This is a genomic window from Thalassobacillus devorans, from assembly GCF_011761345.1.
Taxonomy (GTDB): domain Bacteria; phylum Bacillota; class Bacilli; order Bacillales; family Halobacillaceae; genus Thalassobacillus; species Thalassobacillus devorans.
On the sequence record NZ_JAASRY010000004.1, the window covers coordinates 242,600 to 261,899 of the forward strand.

General features: G+C 41.0%; 16 protein-coding genes and 1 other annotated feature. Of the genes, 1 reads left to right on the forward strand and 15 read right to left on the reverse strand.

Going from position 1 to position 19,300, the window contains the following annotated elements:
- Positions 1-48: 48 nt before the first annotated feature.
- The 14 genes from FHS45_RS14400 to hemA form a co-directional block, all read right to left on the reverse strand.
- Positions 49-960, reverse strand: a complete 912-nt coding sequence (locus FHS45_RS14400; protein ID WP_148350169.1) for a hypothetical protein — start codon at positions 958-960, stop codon at positions 49-51.
- Between the two features lie 159 nt (positions 961-1,119).
- Positions 1,120-1,875, reverse strand: coding sequence for a prepilin peptidase (locus FHS45_RS14405; RefSeq protein ID WP_062447050.1), 756 nt, complete (start codon positions 1,873-1,875; stop codon positions 1,120-1,122).
- A gap of 799 nt (positions 1,876-2,674) precedes the next feature.
- A complete protein-coding gene (locus tag FHS45_RS14410) occupies positions 2,675-4,399 on the reverse strand; it encodes a sensor domain-containing diguanylate cyclase (RefSeq protein WP_062447052.1) in 1,725 nt (574 codons plus the stop codon).
- Positions 4,400-4,511: 112 nt separating this feature from the next.
- On the reverse strand, positions 4,512-5,807 hold the full coding sequence (locus FHS45_RS14415; protein WP_062447055.1) for a bifunctional folylpolyglutamate synthase/dihydrofolate synthase: 1,296 nt from the start codon (positions 5,805-5,807) through the stop codon (positions 4,512-4,514).
- A gap of 161 nt (positions 5,808-5,968) precedes the next feature.
- A complete protein-coding gene (locus FHS45_RS14420) occupies positions 5,969-8,611 on the reverse strand; it encodes a valine--tRNA ligase (protein WP_062447058.1) in 2,643 nt (880 codons plus the stop codon).
- Between the two features lie 107 nt (positions 8,612-8,718).
- Positions 8,719-8,946: a binding site (T-box leader), on the reverse strand.
- A 105-nt stretch (positions 8,947-9,051) separates the two neighbouring features.
- Complete coding sequence (locus FHS45_RS20480; protein WP_062447061.1) at positions 9,052-9,243, reverse strand: hypothetical protein; 192 nt, start codon at positions 9,241-9,243, stop codon at positions 9,052-9,054.
- Complete coding sequence (locus FHS45_RS14430) at positions 9,230-10,264, reverse strand: phosphotransferase (RefSeq protein WP_062447064.1); 1,035 nt, start codon at positions 10,262-10,264, stop codon at positions 9,230-9,232. The genes FHS45_RS20480 and FHS45_RS14430 overlap by 14 nt, the downstream gene beginning before the upstream one ends.
- Before the next feature lie 78 nt (positions 10,265-10,342).
- On the reverse strand, positions 10,343-11,380 hold the full coding sequence (gene spoVID, locus FHS45_RS14435; protein ID WP_062447066.1) for a stage VI sporulation protein D: 1,038 nt from the start codon (positions 11,378-11,380) through the stop codon (positions 10,343-10,345).
- A 194-nt stretch (positions 11,381-11,574) separates the two neighbouring features.
- Entirely contained in the window at positions 11,575-12,870 is a 1,296-nt protein-coding gene (hemL, locus tag FHS45_RS14440; RefSeq protein WP_062447069.1) for a glutamate-1-semialdehyde 2,1-aminomutase, read from the reverse strand.
- 23 nt (positions 12,871-12,893) lie between these two features.
- Positions 12,894-13,871 carry a porphobilinogen synthase gene (gene hemB, locus FHS45_RS14445; RefSeq protein WP_062447072.1) on the reverse strand — a complete coding sequence of 326 codons (978 nt, stop codon included), beginning with the start codon at positions 13,869-13,871 and terminating at the stop codon, positions 12,894-12,896.
- Between the two features lie 7 nt (positions 13,872-13,878).
- Positions 13,879-14,646 carry a uroporphyrinogen-III synthase gene (locus FHS45_RS14450; protein ID WP_062447074.1) on the reverse strand — a complete coding sequence of 256 codons (768 nt, stop codon included), beginning with the start codon at positions 14,644-14,646 and terminating at the stop codon, positions 13,879-13,881.
- Positions 14,646-15,575 carry a hydroxymethylbilane synthase gene (hemC, locus tag FHS45_RS14455; protein ID WP_062447077.1) on the reverse strand — a complete coding sequence of 310 codons (930 nt, stop codon included), beginning with the start codon at positions 15,573-15,575 and terminating at the stop codon, positions 14,646-14,648. Before hemC ends, FHS45_RS14450 begins: the two co-directional genes overlap by 1 nt.
- Before the next feature lie 18 nt (positions 15,576-15,593).
- Positions 15,594-16,412 carry a cytochrome c biogenesis protein gene (locus FHS45_RS14460; protein WP_062447079.1) on the reverse strand — a complete coding sequence of 273 codons (819 nt, stop codon included), beginning with the start codon at positions 16,410-16,412 and terminating at the stop codon, positions 15,594-15,596.
- 17 nt (positions 16,413-16,429) lie between these two features.
- Positions 16,430-17,803 carry a glutamyl-tRNA reductase gene (gene hemA / locus FHS45_RS14465; protein ID WP_062447081.1) on the reverse strand — a complete coding sequence of 458 codons (1,374 nt, stop codon included), beginning with the start codon at positions 17,801-17,803 and terminating at the stop codon, positions 16,430-16,432.
- Positions 17,804-18,033: 230 nt separating this feature from the next.
- On the opposite strand from hemA, the gene FHS45_RS14470 reads away from it, so the two are divergent.
- Positions 18,034-18,555: a LiaI-LiaF-like domain-containing protein gene (locus FHS45_RS14470; protein WP_062447084.1), complete on the forward strand. Its 522-nt coding sequence runs from the start codon at positions 18,034-18,036 to the stop codon at positions 18,553-18,555.
- Between the two features lie 16 nt (positions 18,556-18,571).
- Here FHS45_RS14470 and FHS45_RS14475 read toward each other — a convergent pair whose 3' ends face one another.
- Complete coding sequence (locus FHS45_RS14475; protein ID WP_062448049.1) at positions 18,572-19,294, reverse strand: amino acid ABC transporter ATP-binding protein; 723 nt, start codon at positions 19,292-19,294, stop codon at positions 18,572-18,574.
- Between the last annotated feature and the right edge of the window lie 6 nt (positions 19,295-19,300).

Consider the following 19,300-nt stretch of genomic DNA (forward strand, 5'->3'; position numbering starts at 1 on the left):
TTTATTGTTTACTTATAAGCTTAAAAATAAAAAATAGGTGGCAGGCACCTATTTTTTGAGTATTTCTTCATAGCTTTTCCAAACTTCTAATAACAGGACATCCTGTTGGACAGAATCACTGGCTGACACAAGGGCAGCAATATTGTCTTTGAGTGCCATGAAATTTTCCTCTTTTGGCAAACGTTCGCCAAACTGCTTCCAGCCATCTCCTTTATTTTCCCCTTTCAATGTGGCGGAGAATAAATCAGCGAAACCACTCAAGGGTTCCGCTTTTTCCTTGTTCACCTTTTCTATTTTTGGAACCGACCAGGGCTTCACGTAGGTTTCCAGCCCATCTTGTTGTAATCGGGATGCTTTTGACTGAGCTGCCTCATGGTCTGGAGCCAGCCCAGTAAATAGGAAGACATCTCCATCACGCTCCCACACAACCGTCGGGTGTCCATAATCTGTATAATTTTGACTCCACTCTTCAGCTTTCTCCCTACTAGTAAAATAGCCTGCTTGTACGACATAAGCATCTGTGCCTGGAAGTGCCATCATGCTTTGGTTTCCGTCTGATCCGCTATCCGTCGTACCAGGGCTGTTTACTTCAGTCAGTGATACACCACTGTTCGCTGATGCTCCATCATTCTCCGTCATTCCCACAAACATTCTTAACAACAGAAACCCCAATAACAGACCGAATATTAGTGCAGTCATGACAACAATAAGAATATTCTTTACTGGAGAGGAAACCTTTTTCTTACGTTTCTTCTTTTTATAATAGGGGTGCTTTTTCCAAGCTTCCGGCTTGATCACATTGGCTGGTTCTTCTATCCGTTCATATTCATACACTTCTGCTGTAGCCGCCTGTTCTTCTTTAGAAGAAACCACCTCTTCCATTGCTTTCTCATCTTCCCTGGGGATCAATGTCTCTTTCCCGTTCATCCTGATAGATATCTTATTATGATGCTTGTCCACTAATTTCACCACCTTTACCGGCTTTGAATCCAATCTACCACACCCCCGACAAAAAACCAGACGACCGGTGTCGTCTGGTTTCTAATAAAATCATCTATTTATGTCTAATATTGCTTCGTTTTATTTTTATACCTATTGCTCTTATAAACAAAAGAGCCTTTACCATACCAATAGCACATACCAGCCCATAATATCGCTGCCGGCAAAATAAGAAATCAACGCCGCAATAATAATATAGGGCCCGAAAGGAACTGGAGTCTTTCGATCAATGATTCTTAAACTCAATAATAGTATGCTAATCACTGCACCAATTAAGATGGAGAGGAAAAAAACTAGTAATACCTGTTGCCATCCTAAGAGAAAACCAAGCAGTCCAAACAACTTCATATCTCCAGAACCCATCCCACCTTGAGTAATAAAAATAATTATAAAAATTAAAAGGAATGCAGTGAGGGCACCTATGATAGATGAATACCATGGTTCTAAAGGATAGACAGTTCGAAAGAGGATAACCAGGGGGAGGTAGAATAATAATAAATGATCGGGGATGATCATATATACCAGATCACTAACCAGGATAATCATTCCTAAAGAAACTAATATCAGGGCGCCGATTAACTCATAACTCCACCCATAAACTAAAAAGCTCGAAACAAATAATAATCCTGTCAATAATTCTGTTAGCGGATATAAAAAGGAGAATTTTGCTTTACAGTAACGGCACCTGCCGCGGAGTGTCAAATAAGAAAGCACCGGTATCATATCCCAGCCATTAAGGGTTTGACTGCAACTGCTGCAATAAGAACGGGAGGTTGAGAAACTTTCTCCCTGCGGCATGCGCCGGCCAACAACATTAAAAAAGGACCCAAATATAATTCCAAACATAAACATTATTATCGCAATATACACATCCATGCATTTCATTCCTTTTTAATTGAATTTAATAAGGTATTACATTTAAGCTCCCAATTGCTGAAGACTCAGTTTCGAGACTTTTGATTGCGATTATGGTGGCTGGGAAAACGGATCGCTTTCCGTGGGCATGTGGTGAGCTTCCTCAGGCTTTGCCTTGCGGGATCTCACCGATCATGTTCATCCCACAGGAGTCTCACCGTTTTCCCCGCCACCTTACGTTTGATAGAGTCTCGAAACTTCCATCCATAATAGCGAGCTTATGGAACAGAAAGTACGATCAGATTAGCAATGTAATAGGATTCTCCCACAAAATAGAATTGCACTTTCCAAGCGCGATTTCGAGAATTTTATATGGCGAGGGGCGTGGGGGAAGGGTGAGACTCCTGCAGGAAAGGATAGACTGGCAAGACCCCGCAGAGCTATAGCTCGAGGAGGCTTGCCGTCTTCCCCGCGGAAAGAAATTAATGCGTAATCACCTTGGGAGACACGACACGCATAAGCAGAACATCAAAAGGGAAGTGATTTTTCTTCCCGTTGATGGACTGCTTATGTCGCGAGTGTCTAGGTGATGGAGCTGGAAAGCGAATCCTTCCCCAACGTCCCTAAACTCTCACAATTATCTCGAAATCAAGTCTTCGACTTTTCGGCCTTTTATTGAATAGGGCTGTTCCAATCACTTTACTGCTGGGAGCATTCTAAGAGTTGTCCTTTCTACTTTTTATATCGGATACTAGGTCTAAATTATGAATATGTCATACAAAAATACTATTTAAATAGCAAAAAAAAGCCGAGTGATGAATCACTCGGTTAAAGCTTTATTGCTTTGATAAAGGGCAACTTTGTTTCTGCCTTTTTGCTTAGCACCCATGTACATGGCCCGGTCAGCATGCCGGACTAATTCCAGAGGCTGTTCACAATGTTCGGGATAAGAAGCAACTCCAATGCTGGCAGTCACCACCAGTGATTCCTCTTTATCCCCTAGCATATGTTCGTGCAGTATAATTTTCTTGGAAGCAAATTTACTACGCACTTCCTCTGCCAGGAGAAAACTTTCATCAACGTTATAGTTTGGAAGCATGATAACAAACTCTTCCCCTCCGTACCTTGCTACTACACCTTTCTCTCCAATCATTTCAACCAGCCAGTCCGCCAATGTACAAATAACTTCGTTCCCACTTTGATGTCCATACGTATCATTAACTGATTTAAAGTGATCAATGTCCAATAAGATTACCGACAAAGGTCTATTGAGGTTTTGCTGAATTTGAAATGTTTGTTCCAGCTGCTCTTCAAAGTAGCGGTAATTATATAAATTTGTAAGCGGACATCGTTCACTTTGATTTTTCGTTTCTTCATAGTTTTTTGCATTTTCCATAGCAATGACAAGATAATTGGATAGTATATCCACAATCATATACTGAAATTTTTCAAAAGCTCTCTTTTCCTTTGATACTACCGTGATTACCGAAACAATTTCATCATTTCGGAAAACAGGTAAAGTAATCAAGCTTTCCCCTTCTTCCGGAATCCCTTCCCAATTCTGTTTTTTCCATTGGTCGCGACGATGATATTGGAAGGCTTTCCTTTGTTGAAACACAACACCACTGATACTTTCTCCTTTTTCTAAAAAGAACTGCCTGATGTCCTGTTGTTGCTGAGCCTTATAAAAGTGAGTCATTTTTAATTGTTCCTGATCTATAACATCGTAAATATAGGTAAAGTCAATGGGCAACAGCTTTACTAATCGGCTGATAAACAAATCCATTACTTCCGATTCCTTCAGACGGCCTGTCAACTCGTGCCCGATTTCGCTTGTTTTTTGCAAATAACTGTTGAGCTGTCTGCTTTTATAATAAAGCATCATCATTGCTGATATAAAAGCGAAAGGTATCCCTACATAATACACAGCAGCCAGGCCCATATCAGCATATAATCTGTACAAAACAAAACCTACCGGTAATATTAGCAAGGTAGTATAAATTTCCCACAAAGTTGCGCGGTCAATCCATTGAAAGGGACGCTTCATAAGAAACAGGCCCAATAATTTGATTAATATCTGATTAGTAACGAAAGTGGTCAAGGCGTAGGCAAGAATCGGAATTATGTCATACAGTGTTTGATAGGCTTCACTGCCATGCTGCCCCCCCATAAGGTAGTAAATGGAAGCACCCGAGATACTTGTCACTAAAAAAACCAGCATATTCAACGGGAGCCGGTATAGATCCTGACGGGATATACGCATTTTTATCATGAGGAAAACAACACCGAATTGGGTTAAGAGCACTTCGATGAATAAACCAAAATAAAGGAAGACAGCCAAACTGACTCCTTGTATTAAAAATATTGGCCCTTCCTTGAATACCAAGGGAAATAAAGCAACAATACCTATAAGTATGGCAAAAGAGAATAAATCCGCCATCATGTTCTGAAAACTCGGTTCCCAATACCGGTATAATCCATAGAAGCTAATTGGCCAAACCAACAACCAAGTCAGCCATATGGCTATCTTCTTCTCTTTTGTCATCCCCATGCATCTCCCTGCATCAAATCTATTAAATTTTCCCAAATTTTTTCATGATGTAGAAATCAAAAGAAGCAGTTCCAACGAATGGAATTTTCAGATAACTATAATACTATCATACCTTAGACCTATATTCAAAGTATTTTCTCACATCCGAAATAAAATATAATGAGCCTGCCACTATTAATAGATCCTTATCGTCCATTTTACCTATTGTATCATCGAGCGCCTGTTCCCAACTGTCATGCACGACCGAATTTTCCCCTCCATAAATATCTTGCAATGCTTTCCCATTCATGGCGCGAGGAAAATCAAAACTAGTGAAAATTATGGAGGTGAACTTTCCTTTTAATTGTTGCAGCATGCCTTTCACTGGTTTGTCTTCAAGTGCTGCATAGAGCAAGTATTTTTGTTGGTGGGGATAATGTTCAGCAATCGTTCGCATGAGTGTACTTGTGCCTTCCTTATTATGGGCTCCATCTAAAATGACCAGCGGGCTATTCCATACTCGCTCAAACCGCCCCGGCCACTTTGTTGACATAATACTATTACTGTAATGTTTACGTTTGAAAGGTGCCCCTTTTTCCCTAAGTACCTCCATTACTTGTAAAGCTACTGCTGCATTTTTCTCCTGATGTCTGCCTTTCATTCGGCTTATCAGTTCATTCGAATCAAATTGATTGGGATGGAAAGTAAAATGTTCCCCTTCTTCATCACTATAGTTGTGTTTCACAGAGAACTCTTTGTTCAATCGATAAAGTTCTGTCTCCATTATTTTGGCTCTTTCCTCTATTACATGGATTGCAGCATTGTTTTCAACCGCTGTGACCACTGGGACATGTTTCTTAATGATTCCAGATTTTTCTACAGCAATCTTCTCATAACTGTTACCCAGGATTTTCATATGATCCATGCCGACATTTGTTATCGCCGCCACAATGGGTTGTATGATATTCGTTGAATCAAACCGGCCTCCTAAACCTGTTTCCATAATTACGAAATCAAGCTGTGATTCTTGAAAATATACAATCGCCATTGCAGTGATTACTTCAAATTCTGTTGGTTCTCCTAGAGGCGTTTCTCCCAACTCTTCTGCTAACGGTTTAATCGTCTCCACCAGGTGTACCCAATCTTCATCTTTAATTGCTTTCCCATTTACACTAATTCGTTCATTAAAATGAATAATGTAAGGCGACGTAAATGTACCTACGTTCATTCCCTGATCTTGGAGTAAATGCCGTAAAAAAGAGAGTGTCGATCCCTTACCATTTGTTCCCGCAATATGAATAGCATTGATATCCTTTTCCGGGTGACCTAACCTGTCCATCATCCATTCCATCCGTTTCAGTCCTGGTTTAATCTTGAATTTTTCACGGTTATGTATCCATGCAATGGCTTCTTCATATTTCATTATTTCTCCTCCTTTCATTAGAAAAGCTTGCTTTATCGCCAAGTACATATGGCGAAAGCCTTAGTTTTTCTTATACTTTAATCCTTTAACAAGGTTAAACTTTCTTAAAGTATAACAAAGAGAGGGCATCCCATTAGGAACACCCTCAGCCTTTTTATTGTTTACGCTTTGAGCTCTTTGATTCGGGTTTCTACTTTTTCCCGTTTATCCAGGTAATCCTTTTCTTTCTTACGCTCTTCTTCGACTACATGATCGGGAGCTTTCTTGATAAAACCTTCATTAGAAAGTTTCTTTTGAACTCGTTCCACTTCTTTCTCCCATTTTTCCCGTTCTTTTTCTAAACGTTTGATTTCATCCTCGATGTTAATCAAACCAGCCAAAGGCAAGTATAGTTCTGCCCCGGTTACAACCGCTGACATCGCTTTTTCTGGTGCCTTGATGGTGGTTGCGATTGTCAGATCGCTTGGATTACAGAACCGATCTAAATAATGACGATTCGTTTCCAATTCTTGTGCAACTTCTTCATCTTTAGTCTGGATCATCAACTGAATTTCCTTTGACATCGGGGTATCAACTTCGGCACGGATGTTACGAACAGCACGAATGATATTGACAAGACGTTCCATTTCTCCTACCGCTCGATCGTTATCAAAGGCTGGGTTTACTCTCGGCCAGGACGCTTGTGTGATGGATTCACCTTCGTGTGGCAAGTGCTGCCAGATTTCTTCTGTAACGAAAGGCATGAATGGGTGAAGCATTCTCATAATGTTATCTAACGTATAGGCAAGCACAGAACGTGTCGTATTAATTTTCGCTTCGTCCTCCCCATACAAAGGCAGCTTCGCCATTTCTATATACCAGTCACAAAATTCATCCCAAATGAAATTGTAGAGATGGCGGCCTGCTTCACCAAACTCATAACGGTCGATATTCTTAGTTACTTGTTCGATTGTTTGATTCAACCGGGTTAAAATCCATTCGTCGGCTACAGATTTTTCACCTGATAAATCAATCTCTTCATATTGCATGCCACCCATATTCATTAACGCAAAACGGGAAGCATTCCAAATTTTATTAACGAAATTCCAAGTCGATTCTACTTTTTCCCATTGAAAACGCAGATCCTGTCCTGGAGCTGAACCAGTGGATAAGAAATAACGAAGTGAATCTGCTCCATATTTTTCTATAACATCCATCGGGTCCACACCGTTGCCAAGCGACTTACTCATCTTTCTACCTTCCGCATCCCTGACTAAACCGTGAATCAACACATCTTTGAAAGGACGGCGTCCTGTAAATTCGATGGACTGAAAAATCATTCGGCTAACCCAGAAGAAGATAATATCGTACCCTGTAACTAATACGTTCGTTGGGAAATGGCGCTGGAAGTCTTCATTATTTTCATCCGGCCAGCCCATGGTGGAAAATGGCCATAACGCTGAGGAGAACCAAGTATCTAATACGTCTATATCCTGCTCCCAGTTCTCTTCATCTTCTGGTGCTTCTATGCCAACGTAAATTTCTCCTGTATCTTTGTGATACCAGGCCGGGATACGGTGTCCCCACCATAGTTGACGGGATATGCACCAGTCTCGAATATTTTCCATCCAATGGAGATACGTCTTTTCAAAACGGTCAGGTACAAAGTGAACTTTGTCGTCGCCTTGCTGTAATTTAATTGCTTCTTTTGCAAGGGGCTCCATATTCACAAACCATTGCGTAGAAAGATAAGGCTCCACAACTGCGCCACTTCGCTCTGAATGACCTACTGAATGATCATGGTCTTCTATGTCAAACAAAATACCTTTTTCTTGTAAATCCTTTACCAGCTGTTTCCGGCATTCGAATCGGTCCATCCCCTGGTATTTTCCAGCATTTTCATTCATTGTTCCGTCTTCATTCATAACTAAAATACGTTCAAGGTTATGACGGTTCCCAATTTCAAAGTCATTCGGATCATGAGCAGGAGTGATTTTCACAGCACCAGAACCAAAATCCATATCTACATAATCATCAGCCACAATTTCTATTTCACGTCCAATTACAGGCAACGTCACCTTCTTGCCAATCAGTTGCTTATAACGGTCATCTTCCGGGTGGACAGCAACTGCAGTATCACCCAGCATCGTCTCCGGACGAGTCGTTGCTATTTCTATATGGCCCGAGCCATCACTTAAAGGATATTTCATATGATAGAAATGTCCTTTGACATCTTTATAAATGACCTCGATATCAGAGAGAGCCGTCTTCGTAGCAGGATCCCAGTTGATGATATATTCCCCACGATAAATCAAATCTTTTTCATACAGCTTCACAAATACTTCTTTAACAGCATCCGATAGTCCCTCATCCAAAGTAAACCGTTCTCTGGAATAATCAAGGCCAAGCCCCAGCTTCTCCCACTGAGTACGGATGAAATCTGCATATTCCTCTTTCCATCCCCATGCTTGTTCCAGGAATTTTTCCCTGCCTAAATCATAGCGGGATTTCCCCTGCTCCTTTAATTTAGCCTCTACTTTTGCCTGGGTTGCAATCCCTGCATGATCCATGCCAGGAAGCCATAGCACATCGTACCCCTGCATTCGTTTAACTCGTGTGATGATATCCTGTAACGTCGTATCCCATGCATGACCAAGGTGTAGTTTACCTGTTACGTTTGGCGGTGGTATGACAACCGTATAAGGTTCCTTCGATTTGTCTCCGGTTGCTTCAAAAAACTTTCCATCTACCCAATATTGATACCTGTCTTGTTCAACTGCAGTCGGGTCGTATTTAGGCGGTAAGGATACTTCTTGATTACTCATCGTGCATTTCCTCCTTATGTTTACGTGACTAGAAATATTTCGGGCGTCACCTTATGTTACTTTTTAAATAAAAATAAAAATAAAAATAAAAAAAATCCCTATCATCCAAAAAGGACGAAAGAGATTGATCTCCGTGGTACCACCTTTATTCACAAGAAAAAATGATTTCTTGTGCACTCGATTTGTTAACGGCTTTTAACCGGCTCCTTCTACTTACATTCAAAGAAGCTGCATCCGGGGCGACCTTCCAGTATGCATTATCCTGGAAAACTTTCAGCAAGTGTTTTCCTCTCTGTCGGGATGCATTCTGTACTCTTCCCCATCAGGGCATTTCACGTGTTCAATTATATTTCATATTGTATAGAGAATTGTATTTAAAATCAACTGTTACTTAAAAAATCCACATTTTCATCATTTTTGCCGTTTCTTCATATTTTATACTAAAGAGGTGAATTATAATGAGCAGACTTTACCGCTACCGCCTGCCACCCTGGTGTCGAAGGTGGCTCTACATCATTGAAAAAGCGATGCTGCCACTGGCCATTTTCCAACTGCTGCGCACCCTTCTCTTCCCAACTACCTTTGATGTGTTTTTGCTTGGGATTATTCTCGGGATTTTCATTGCATTTCATCTAGAGTGGATTTAGATTCATTATCCTTTAGTTGCTGGGCTTGAAAAGTATTAAAAAGAGATTCAGCGATCAAACGACCATAGACAATGCGTCTGAAGCTCTTTTCTAATTTTTGTACCTTTTCAAGCTCACTTGACCTATCCTCCCTTAATAGACGATCCAAGCGAGTGAAATAATGATGTGTATCAATAAGATGGATGGCTAAAAGCAAACGTTCCTGATTTGTAATTCCGTACAAACGTTCATAAACAGAAAACTTTTTCTTATATTCTTCAACAGGGCTGTCATGAAATCGGAAATCATTCAAAAAAAACCTGCTCAAATCTAACACGGGAGGACCAAAAAACATTTGCTCCCAATTCAAAAAATAACTATGACCATGATATTGAATAATGTGATCATTCTTCAAATTACCATGATTGATTACGTGGGATAAGTTATCAGGTAAACGATCTCGTTCAGGAAGCTCCTGATATAGTTCTTTCATGAATTCCAATGTGTAATGGAGTTGTTTATATTGGGAACATACAGCGAGCCCAAGTGGAGGCATATAGTGGCGCTTTTCAAAAGCTTCTATTTTCTCCAGAAGAAGTTGGTGTGACTGGATGCTCGCTTCTTTTTTTTGCCACAAATATTCGATATACCCTTGATTATTAGATTGGGCTTGTTTCGATTGTTTGTGAAGGGTCCCAAGGCTCCGAAAAAAACTCTCTATATCATGACTTGGGTATTCATCTTTTGTATGTTCTACCCATGGGGTCAAATAATAAATATGATTTCTTCCCAACACATAGGGCAAGCCATCAGTGGTATGGACAAACGGGGGAGTAAGGTTTTTCCCGTTCATTTCCAACCAGTTTATAATCGGCCGCCACTTGCCTTCTTCATTAGAATGATAGCGGGATTGCTTAAACGCGAACACGCCATTATCAGTCTCCACCCGGTGCAATTTGTCAGTCACCCGCCGGATATGATAGCCAGTTATTCCATAGCTGTGGATGAAGTTATGAATCTCTTCCAAAAAAGTTCCCTCCCTGAAAACAGATGGGGCTGCCTTGGAAGAAATAGATTCTTCCTCGACAGCCTTTAGCATCCTTTACTATGATTGCGAAGGAATATATATAATTTTGCCAGGTGTAAGATCGTCTTCAAACACATTATTCACTTTCGTCAAATGGGTAATGGAAATTTGGTAGCGATCTGCGATCGTTTCCAGTGTATCTTCTTCCTGCACAATACACATTTTCATTTTCGTGTAAGTTTCTTCTCGGTCTTCGAACATACTGAACAGCAATTGATTACCTATATTACGTTCGGGAGATTCAGGCGAAGGAGATTCCGTATCGTCATCTTCATTCCAATCCTGATCTTCTTCCACATAAGATGGTGAGGCCTCGTAGGAAGGCGATGGATTTGGATCATCCTCTTCATCTTGATCTTCCGTTGTATCTCCATGATTGAAAAACTCAGAAAGAGTTTGCACTTGTTTGTATTTCCAACGATTACTGCTTGAAGACTCTGCTGGTAAATCCTCTTTCTCGTCTTCTTGTGAAGCAACCTCATTACTAGAGAATGTTTCTGTTAGGGATGGAGAGGAATGGTCATTATCAGGATAATCCACTTCAAACTGATAGGACTGATCCCAATTCTCACTGTTTTCTCCTCTTTCTTCTGCCTCCGTATCCTCCTCCTTGTCCCTTTCAGCTTCCTCAATACCGTGTATCGCAACCGTTGCATGAAGCTTCAGCTGATTTGTAGATGGAAGTTCGTAATCAAAGACATCGATACTTACCGATACATCATCAACATTCGCTACACGTTCCCTTGGAATTGAAACCTCTACCGGAAAACGATGATAGAATTGGCTGGCACCTTCATCTTCATGTTCGACCCTTTCCATTAATTTTCTGGAAGGAAAAGGCGCTACAGTTTCTGCTTCAGTTTCTTCATCTGATTTGGCAAAATACTCACCTGTCAAGTCGATGGTCCCCTGGATTAACACTGTTTCATCTAAGGGGTGGATGACAATTTCCGGATCAAGTGAAATCCCCATCAGTTCTTTGACTTCCTGTCCTCTTTCAAACCATAGCGATTCGTCTAAATAAAAAGAAAACACATTTTTATTATCCTTAGTCACGTACTTTCCTCCTCCCTTGTCACGCAACTTCATCTCTGTTCCACTTTATGCGCCAAAGAGATAAAATATTCGAAACAAAAAAAGCCCTTATCAAAGATACGTATAAGGATAAATATAAAAAGACTTAGAGTATGTTCTCTCTAAGTCTTTTTAATCTACGCCGTATAGTGGCTTATGAAGCCAAAAGTAATCACTTATTTTTTTCTACTGTTGTCAGCAAATACTTTTTTAGCTGCTTCGATCGTCTTTTCAATATCTTCATCACTATGGGCAGTGGATAGGAATAAGCCTTCAAACTGGGAAGGAGGTAAGAAGATGCCTTCTTCAATCATCCCGCGATAATATTTTGCAAATAAGTCCAAATCAGAAGAGCTGGCTGTTTCAAAGTTATGAACCTCCTCATTGTTAAAGAAAAAGCCTACCATGGATCCCGCACGATTGACAGTGAACGGTATATCATTTTCGGATGCTGCAGCGGTAAAGCCTTGAATTAACCGGTCTACTTTTTCATTGATAGCTTCATAAGCTGCCTGATCCATCGCTTTTAATGTTTCATATCCTGCTGTCATGGCTAATGGATTCCCCGACAGTGTACCTGCCTGATAAATATCACCTGTAGGTGCAACCCGCTCCATAATTTCTTTTTTGCCGCCGTATGCCCCAACAGGAAGTCCACCACCGATAACCTTGCCGAGGCATGTCATATCAGGCGTTACACCGAAATGACCCTGAGCACAGTTATAACCAACGCGAAAACCGGTCATCACTTCATCAAAAATCAATACGGTTCCATTATCTTCTGTAATTTGGCGAAGCTCCTGAAGGAAACTATTCTGTGGAGGGACTACTCCCATATTTCCTGCTACAGGCTCGACAATTACTGCGGCCAGATCGTCACCAAATTGTTCAAATGCATATCGGACACTTTCCAAATCATTATACGGCACGGTAATCGTATTTTTAGCGATCCCCTCAGGAACCCCTGGAGAATCAGGCAATCCTAGTGTAGCTACTCCTGACCCTGCTTTAATCAGGAGAGAATCCCCATGTCCGTGATAGTTTCCTTCAAATTTCAAAATTTTGTTCCTGCCAGTATAGCCTCTTGCAACACGGAGCGCACTCATAGTTGCTTCCGTCCCTGAATTTACCATCCTCACCATTTCAATAGAAGGTACGCGATCGATAACTAATTGAGCAAGCTTATTTTCAATTTGTGTCGGGGCACCAAAGCTAGTCCCTAACTCTGTAATTGATTTAAGCTGTTCTACGACACGGTCATCCGCATGACCAAGAATCAAAGGTCCCCAGCTTAATACATAATCAATATATTCATTTCCATCGATATCGTAAATTTTTGAGCCCTTTCCACGTTCCATAAATACCGGGGCCATATCGACAGATTTAAAAGCACGTACCGGTGAATTTACTCCACCTGGCATCAACTGCTCGGCTTCTTTATAGGCTTCAATTGAACGATCAAATTTTTTCATTCTTCGCACCACCTTGGAAATATTTATTCATTCAGCCAGTCTGCTACATCCTTAGCAAAGTAAGTGATGATCAAATCTGCACCAGCACGTTTCATTGAGGTCAATTTCTCCATGACAATTTCCTGCTCATTGACCCAGCCGTTCATCGCTGCTGCTTTGATCATGGAATACTCTCCACTGACATTATAAGCAACAAGAGGAGCATTGAAACGGTCTTTCACTTCACGCATGATATCCATATACGATAAGGCTGGCTTGACAATAAGGAAGTCTGCGCCTTCTTCGATATCGGATTCCGCTTCTCTCATGGCTTCCAAACGGTTGGCAGGATCCATCTGGTATGCCCGTCGATCGCCAAATTGAGGGGAACTATGGGCAGCATCACGGAATGGGCCATAAAAAGCCGACGCGTATTTCACAGCATAGGACATAATCGGAATCTGACTGTAGCCTGCTTCATCCAATCCTTCTCTTATCGCAGCGACAAATCCATCCATCATGTTCGAAGGTGCGATGATATCAGCACCAGCTTCCGCCTGGCTGATGGCGGTTTTGACTAACAGCTCTAAGGAAGGATCATTTAAAACTTCCCCGTTCTCTACAAGGCCGCAATGGCCGTGATCCGTGTACTGACAGAGACATGTATCAGCAATTACAGTAAGTGCAGGAATGTCCTTCTTAATTTTCCTGATTGCTTCCTGTACAATACCGTGTTCACAATAAGCCTGAGAGCCTTGAGAATCTTTTTCATGAGGTACGCCAAAGACAATAACCGAGCGGATCCCCTTTGCCTCCAACCCCTTCATCTCTTCGGTCAGATAGTCCAGGGAAATATGAAATACTCCTGGCATGGAGGCTACCTCTTTTTTGATTCCTTCCCCTTCCACCACAAAAATAGGATAAATGAGATCATCTTTGGTTACTTTAGTTTCTCTGACCAACGCACGCAGGGACTCTGTTCGCCTCAGTCGGCGATGTCTTTTAAAGCCATTACTGTTCATCTATATCTTATCCTTTCTCACTGAAATAACTTTCCATAAGTTCCGTCATGCCTTCCGTCGTATAATGTCCTTCAGGCATCAGGACGTTAAGGAACCCTTCCTGTTTAGCTTTTTTTTCGGTCGTAGGGCCTATACAAACACAAGGAACGGAGAGAAATGTTTTAAAATCCATGTGGGTATGGCACAAGCGGATAAATGCTTCCACCGTTGAAGGGCTTGTAAACGTATAAGCGTCAAATGGAATGTGTTCCAACGTTTCCGTTAATGGTCTATGATCCTTCGTTAATAGGGTATCATACACAGTCATTGATTGGAAAAAGACATGCCCTTTCAGTGCTTCGGGCAATACATCACGTGATAAATTTCCCCGAACTAATAAAGTGGGACCAGGGTCATGGAAGGTGCCTAAAAATTCATCGGCCATCACTTCTGCGGTATATGTACTGGGAACGAAGTCTGCGCGGACGCCATAGTTGTTCAGCATCTTTTCCGTTTTCTCCCCTACTGCCCCCACCTTTAGATTATCTGGCCATGGAGCTTTCTCACCCCATAATTCGAAAAAAAACTTCACGCCGTTAGAGCTTGTGAAAAATATCCAAGCGTATTCGTGAAGTTGTTCTACATACCGCTTATTTTCTTGGTTATCACGTAAAGCAAAATGAAGCAGCGGGACCTCTACCGGGGTCCCACCTGCTTGCCTGATATTATATGATAATGAGTCGGACTGGCTTTTAGCCCGGGTGACAAGTATCTTTCTACCCGCCAGTGCCCCCATTATTGATCCAGCTCCTCTTTCGCATCATCTACGATTTTCTGAGCTCCGTACTGTTTCAAATGATCAGCCGCTTCTTTACCTACCTCGATTGGATCGGAACCTTTGAAAGTCTCCTTCAGAATGGTTTCTCCATCCGGAGTAGCTACAAGCGCAGTCAAAACAATTTCATCATTTTCGAGGTAGGCATACCCGCCGATTGGTACTTGGCACCCACCATTTAAGTCGTGAAGAAACTTACGTTCTGCTGCTACTGTCTTTTCCGTATAACTGTCATTGATTTTGGATAGTAATTCACGTAACTCAGTGTCAGATTCTCTTGTTTGAATCGCAAGAGCACCTTGACCGACTGCGGGTACACAAATATCTTTATCCAAATACTCTGTTACCAGGTCATCGCTCCAGCCCATGCGTTTCAAACCAGCTGCAGCAAGGACGATAGCATCAAATTCACCGTCTCTCAGCTTTTTAAGACGCGTATCAATATTGCCGCGAATCCACTTCACTTCCAGATCAGGGCGGGCTGCACGGATTTGCGATTCTCTTCTTAAACTGCTTGTCCCAACAACTGCCCCGGCGGGTAAGTCCTTCAATTTAATATGATTATTAGAAACGAACGCATCTCGGTGATCCTCTCGCTCTGGCACAGAGGCGATCATCAAACCTTCAGAAATAACCGAGGGCATGTCTTTCATACTGTGAACAGCCATATCGATTTCTTCTTCATACATTGCTTTTTCTATCTCTTTGACAAACAACCCCTTGCCACCAACTTTTGATAGAGTGACATCCAGAATTTGATCTCCTTTTGTTGAGATCCGCTTAATTTCAAATTCAGCGGCAGGCTCCACCTTTTTCAATTGTTCGATGACCCATTCTGTTTGAGTGATTGCTAAATTGCTTTTTCTTGAACCAATAATAATTTTACGCACCAAATTGCCTCCTCAATCTTAAAAGTGGAAGTTCGACAGTGAACCGAATAAAAAGAAGTTAACGAGCAAAAACAAAAATGCCGCAGCATTATACAACGCTATCGACCTGCCTTGATACCCTTTCACTATCCGTAAAAATAAATAGATAATGTAGACGAATAACACGATGAATGATCCCATTGTCTTCGAGTCATACCAGTAAAAAACATCACCCGAGTTATATCCCCATACGACACCAAGAATGACAGCCAACAACAATAATGGGACACCGCCAGTCACTGCCAGGTAGGAGTATTGATCAAGTTTAGATAAATCTCCTAAACGCCACAACCGTTTATCCCACTTTTTCTTTTTCAGCAAGCGGTATTGCAACAGGTACATTAAAGAAAAAATAAAGGAAAAAGTGAAAAAACCGTAAGATATAAGTGCTAAGGTGATGTGAGCAATAAGCATTTCATCTACAAATCGGATCCCTTGCTCTACTAAGTCAGCTCGAGCTTTCGTAGTTATGTGAAGCAGCATGACTGAGAATCCAACCACATTCGTGAAAAAAACGAGAAAGTCTACCCGGTACAAGCGGTTGATGAGCAATGAAAAAGTGACTAGAATCCAAGAATAAAAATATAACCCATCGTAGACATTCATAACTGGAAAATTATCTTTAACAAAAACTTGTGTTAATAAAAAAATGGTTTGTAAAGACCAAACCATACTAAGTAACCAGAAGGCTGCAAGGTTCGCCTTCCGGTTTTGTTGAATGAAATCAATAAAATAACCTATTACACTTAGTGCATAAATGAAAATAATAAACTCATAAAGCCATTTCACATCAAGCATATAGTTATCCTTCCTTACTAGTGTGTGGAAGCATTTTTTATGGCAGGAAAGGATAGTTCCCCATTACGGTCCAGGGACACCACTTTATTTTCTTTCTTTTGCTGTTCCTGGATTTCATTCTGCACTTGCTCTTCAATACCGAATATTTGCATGAACAGTTGCAATGACTCATCTGCATCCGGTTGAGCTGCCAGTTCTTTGGCCTGCAAAATAGGTTCTTTCAACATCTGATTAATAATGCTCTTCGTGTGCTTATTCAACACTTTCTTTTCACGTTCAGTCAAATCAGGCATTTTTCGTTCAATGCTTTTCATTGTTTCGGATTGAATCGATAACGCTTTATTTCTTAAAGCGGAGATGACTGGTACTACTCCAATCGTCTGCAGCCATTCCTTAAACGCAATGATCTCTTCTTCAATCATAATTTCGATAACTTCTGCAGCCTTTTGTCTTGCAGCAAGGTTAGCATCAACAATTCCTTGAAGATCATCAATATCATATAAAAATACACTTTCCAATTCTTCCATTGCCGGATCCAGATCACGTGGCACAGCAATGTCTACTAAAAATAATGGCTTCCCTTTTCGTGCTTTCTGGATAGGGGCGATCACTTCCTGTGTAATTACATAATCTTTAGCCCCTGTAGAACTGATTAAAATATCCGCATCTTTCAAAGTATTTGACAAGTCATCGATCGTTCTAGCTTCACCGTTGAATTGATCGGCAACTACCTGGGCTTTTGCAAGCGTTCGATTAATTACAGTAACCTGTTTCACACCGGATCCTTGCAGGTTCTTAGCTGCAAGCTCACCCATTTTTCCTGCACCTAAGATGACAACATGTTTATTAACAAGGTCACCGAAGATTTTCCGGGCAAGTTCGACCGCCGCGTAACTGACGGAGACCGCATTTTCCCCAATTTCAGTTTCTTTATGCGAACGTTTCGCAAGTGTTACCGCCTGCTTAAATAATTGGTTGAAAATGGTGCCTGTAGTTTTAGCTTCTTGTCCTTGTAAAAAGGCCTGCTTCATTTGCCCGAGAATCTGTGTTTCCCCAAGTACCATAGAATCTAAGCCACAGGTTACACGCAATAAGTGCTCCATGGCACCATCACTCTCATAAATGGATAAATAAGGGGAGAAGGTTTCTTTCTCCACCTCAAACCAATCAGCCAAAAATTGCTTGATATAATAACGGCCGGTATGAAGTTGATCAACGACGGCATAAATTTCCGTTCGATTACATGTAGAAATAATCACATTTTCTAACACACTTTTCCGCTGGTTCAATTCAAACATAGCTTCGGAAATGCGATTTTCAGAAAACGTGAGTTTTTCCCTGACTTCAACTGGGGCTGTTTTATAATTTACGCCGACAACTAAAATGTGCATATCATCTACCCCCAAAAAACTTTCCTGACGAGCAGTATTTTATAAAGTACATTATAACATGAGAAATAGGGCTAACTATTGGAAATTGTGAACAGAATTTGAAACTCTATGATAGGATTAAATAAAAGATAATTAAATGTAATTCCTTAGAAACAAATTAAACCCGACTGTAATGTACCACAACCGTGGTATATACGCAAGAATTCGATATATGTAAAGGGAGGCTTTGCATGAAAAAACAAAACACATTTACAGGTTTCCTATTAATCGGTCTAGGTGCCTACTTTTTACTGCGACAGTTACATATTCCCCTGTTAACTGATTTTTATTCCTGGCCGACAATTTTGATGATTATCGGCATTTCGTTTTTATTACATAGCTATATAACGAACGACTACCAAAACATTTTTGCAGGTGCTATTTTGTTAGGATTCGGAATACATTTCCACGGGCTTACTACTTACCGTTTCTGGCTGGATCATTGGGGAGTATACCCCCTGATTGTTGGGATTGCGTTCGTGCTGCGTTCCAATAAAACAAGGCAGGGGTTGATACCGGGACTGTTGTTAGTACTCCTCGGTCTTTTCGCTTTATTTTCCCCGGTCAATCCAGGGTGGTTTCACTGGGTCTATCAGCTATTTACGCTTATCGAGCAATTTTGGCCACTTGCCTTGATTATTATTGGACTCTTCCTCTTAAAAAATAAAAAAAATGCCAAGAGTATAAGAAACAAAAAAAATCCCAGGCACTAGTTGCCCGGGATTTAATTTATAAGATAGAACTTAAAAATTCTTGTGTCCGCTGTTCTTGTGGATGATCAAACAATTGATTCGGTTCTCCTTCTTCGACGATTCGTCCGTCATGCATATATACTACCTTATCTGCCACTTCCCGGGCAAAGCCCATTTCATGGGTCACCACCACCATCGTCATCCCTTCCTTTGCAAGCTCCTTCATGGTAGCAAGTACCTCACCAACAAGTTCTGGGTCAAGGGCGGAGGTTGGCTCATCAAATAGCATGATATCTGGTTTCATCGCCAACGCACGCGCAATCGCCACTCGTTGTTTTTGACCTCCGGAAAGTCGAGAAGGGTAGTCATCCGCTTTGTCCGCTAAACCTACTTTATTCAATAAGCTTTTTGCTTCTTCGATGGCCTGGGATTTTTTGATTTTCTTCACTTGAGTAGGTGCTTCTATGACATTTTCTAATACTGTTTTGTGGGGAAACAAGTTAAAATGTTGAAAGACCATCCCTACTTTTTGCCTTACCTTATTTAAATCATCTCTTTTGGGGTCTGTTTCTTTTCCCTCAATGATAATTTTCCCATCATTTTTCAATTCCAAATAATTTAAGCACCGAAGTAACGTACTCTTTCCTGAACCACTAGCTCCAATCAGAACTACTACTTCACTTTCTTTTACAGTAAAATCGATATCTTTCAAGACATGAAGATCACCGAATGATTTATTCAATTTTTCTACACGAATCATTTCTCT

Coding starts and splice junctions, on each gene's coding strand:
- FHS45_RS14420 (WP_062447058.1), bottom strand. CDS start 8,611: ATGAGTAATCAAGAAGTATCCTTACCGCCTAAATACGACCCGACTGCA.
- FHS45_RS14450 (WP_062447074.1), bottom strand. CDS start 14,646: ATGGGGGCACTGGCGGGTAGAAAGATACTTGTCACCCGGGCTAAAAGC.
- FHS45_RS14470 (WP_062447084.1), top strand. CDS start 18,034: ATGAAAAAACAAAACACATTTACAGGTTTCCTATTAATCGGTCTAGGT.
- hemA (WP_062447081.1), bottom strand. CDS start 17,803: ATGCACATTTTAGTTGTCGGCGTAAATTATAAAACAGCCCCAGTTGAA.
- hemL (WP_062447069.1), bottom strand. CDS start 12,870: ATGAAAAAATTTGATCGTTCAATTGAAGCCTATAAAGAAGCCGAGCAG.
- FHS45_RS14410 (WP_062447052.1), bottom strand. CDS start 4,399: ATGACAAAAGAGAAGAAGATAGCCATATGGCTGACTTGGTTGTTGGTT.
- FHS45_RS14405 (WP_062447050.1), bottom strand. CDS start 1,875: ATGGATGTGTATATTGCGATAATAATGTTTATGTTTGGAATTATATTT.
- FHS45_RS20480 (WP_062447061.1), bottom strand. CDS start 9,243: ATGAAATGCAATGAAAATCCCGAGAATAATCCCAAGCAAAAACACATC.
- FHS45_RS14415 (WP_062447055.1), bottom strand. CDS start 5,807: ATGAAATATGAAGAAGCCATTGCATGGATACATAACCGTGAAAAATTC.
- FHS45_RS14460 (WP_062447079.1), bottom strand. CDS start 16,412: ATGCTTGATGTGAAATGGCTTTATGAGTTTATTATTTTCATTTATGCA.
- FHS45_RS14475 (WP_062448049.1), bottom strand. CDS start 19,294: ATGATTCGTGTAGAAAAATTGAATAAATCATTCGGTGATCTTCATGTC.
- hemB (WP_062447072.1), bottom strand. CDS start 13,871: ATGAACAGTAATGGCTTTAAAAGACATCGCCGACTGAGGCGAACAGAG.